Origin of the sequence: Helicobacter bilis, from assembly GCF_900198365.1 — a bacterium.
Lineage (GTDB): Bacteria > Campylobacterota > Campylobacteria > Campylobacterales > Helicobacteraceae > Helicobacter_A > Helicobacter_A bilis_B.
Genome location: NZ_FZMS01000101.1, coordinates 1 through 2135, shown reverse-complemented (window position 1 = coordinate 2135; position 2135 = coordinate 1). Strand labels below are relative to the sequence as shown.

At 37.3% G+C, this 2135-nt stretch carries 3 protein-coding genes; all 3 read right to left on the bottom strand.

What is annotated here, in order from left to right:
• Positions 1 to 108 precede the first annotated feature (108 nt).
• Positions 109 to 339 carry a hypothetical protein gene (locus tag C6H08_RS10810; RefSeq protein ID WP_138196284.1) on the bottom strand — a complete coding sequence of 77 codons (231 nt, stop codon included), beginning with the start codon at positions 337 to 339 and terminating at the stop codon, positions 109 to 111.
• 34 nt (positions 340 to 373) lie between these two features.
• Positions 374 to 1186: an outer membrane beta-barrel protein gene (locus C6H08_RS10805; RefSeq protein ID WP_034579588.1), complete on the bottom strand. Its 813-nt coding sequence runs from the start codon at positions 1184 to 1186 to the stop codon at positions 374 to 376.
• Between the two features lie 108 nt (positions 1187 to 1294).
• Complete coding sequence (locus tag C6H08_RS10800) at positions 1295 to 1666, bottom strand: HAD family hydrolase (RefSeq protein ID WP_194145932.1); 372 nt, start codon at positions 1664 to 1666, stop codon at positions 1295 to 1297.
• Positions 1667 to 2135: the final 469 nt, after the last annotated feature.

The window sequence follows — 2135 nt, the reverse complement described above, 5'->3', positions numbered from 1 at the left end:
TAAAAAACCTGCCTGTGAGACACAATGCCCTAAAGAAGCTATTATCTTTGATGATAAGGCTAAGATTCTAGCTCTTGTAGAAGAAGCGAAAAAGGAGGGTAAATTCATTTATGGAGACACACAATAAGCATAGGATTTGACATAATTAAAGCCGATTTTGTCCCTTTCATAACGCTTGGCGGTAAAAGACTTATCATCTATCGTATCGCCTAAGTGTTTGCTAAAAATCATTTGAGAGATACTCCAATCGCTTAGATTAAAGGTTTGAGCCGTGCTAAAAATATGGCTATACATTTTAAGTCCGCTTTTTTGATAAGCTTCTAGGGCTTCGCTAAACATCTGCTCGGTTTTCCTATACCCAAAAACGCTAGTCTCAAAACACAAATGCATAAGAAAGTCCAACACTAGCTAGCTGGTAGGCATACAAAGTCTTAAATGTGAAAGTATTAGTGGCGTATATACGCTCTACTTTTTGTTTATTCAAAGGGATTTTTGCACCAACTTCGATTCTATGATGGTCTGCCAAAGTCATTTGCAATCCAAGGTTAATCCCTACAATCCTTTGCTTTAAATTACCCGAGAATTGATCTGGTCGCGCATTCTTTCTATTGAGTGTGATAATAGGAGCACCATAAAACACACCAAGATACACACCAGCACTACTATTCTCAGTTTTTACAAGATCAAGCAAATAATCCAGATTCGCTTCAAGCCGTTTGGTCGCATAAAAGTATTGCTCCATTATTTGGGCTCCCGAATTTCGTTCGACATTCACCATACCAGTGCGTGCAACTGCATAGCTTCCATACAGACGCAGACCATTTGTAGGAGTGAAATAATGCTGATAGCCTAGACGAAAGCCTATCTGAGGCATAAGGTAGGAGTATTTCATCGTAGTGATACCGTTTCTGAGAGGGTGGTTCGTTCCACTGCTCTCCCCTCTGTAGTCTTGGGTAAGAATCGAAGCACCTATATCAATCCCTACAAACAAGCCGCTTTTTGCAGAGAGTGTGCTAGAGAAGAGAGCTAGAGCTAGAATACTGCCTATTACACCTTTGCTTATTATATTTTTGCCTGTAACGCTTATGTTCGTTGGCAGCTTGCTGGTTGCCATCTTTTTGACAAGCTTCAAAGTCTGCCCCCCATACTCATACTGGAAACATTTATGATTCTTCGCTGCTTTCATTCGTAGTTCCTTAAAAATTTAAAATAATGCAGGTTAATCCTAATCAACAAAATATGATTTTTGGAAAAAAGAACATAAATTGTTATACAGAGTGATTTTGTTTGTTACTTATTTACTCCTAAACGACAAACAAGGAGCGTGGCTATCACTTATTCCTGCAGTCATTACTTCAATGCTTATCATATTCTTAAGCGTGATAGAGATTTCTAAATCTTCTCTTTTGAGTAAGTTGGCATAAAATTCTTTAATCTCATTATTTTGATATTTGATAATCTTCGCGCTTTGTTTTAGTCTATCGTTGATTCTATCAATCGCATCGCGTGTTGGGGTGCTTGGGGTCTCACTCTCCCAATGAGAGTCGTTATTAAACATCACAGAATCATCTAAAAGCTCAATAAACTCTAAAATATCATTGCCATTTTCTTTATAGATTAGGGCTAGGTGGTTTAGGATATGCTTTTGCTTTTTATTGGTTAGCACGACTTGGGCTAGGGCTTTTGCTTTTTATTGTGGATTTAGGGTAACTTTTGCTTCAATGTATAAAAGTGGATTACCCTTTTTATCAAACAGGAATGTCTATTCGCTCATTATCATATTTGCAAAGCTTGAGGTTAAAATACTCTTGGCTAAATTTGACTTTGTAATCAATCTCATCTTGTGCTTGCCATTATAATTCCTTTTTCTTTTTTGCATTTTAATCAATCCTGCCTTTAAAAGCCATTGTCAAATGTGATAAAGTTACACACAAAGCGTTCAAACTTGCATACAATGCTAGAAAATTATATCTCAAAAAGGTTAGTTCAATGCAAAGACGCAAGTTTTTAAAATCCCTAGCACTCACCCCTGTGCTAGTGGCTGGAGCAAATGCTAAGTCTAGCGATTCTACAAAAGAGGGCAAAGAAGAAAAAAGATCGCTTATAGATTCAAGTGAGTTTAGCAAAACAAAAGG

What these genes read in the sequence shown, in the direction of transcription:
- C6H08_RS10810 (WP_138196284.1), bottom strand. Translation starts at nt 339, where the DNA reads ATGTTTAGCGAAGCCCTAGAAGCTTATCAAAAAAGCGGACTTAAAATG.
- C6H08_RS10805 (WP_034579588.1), bottom strand. Translation starts at nt 1,186, where the DNA reads ATGAAAGCAGCGAAGAATCATAAATGTTTCCAGTATGAGTATGGGGGG.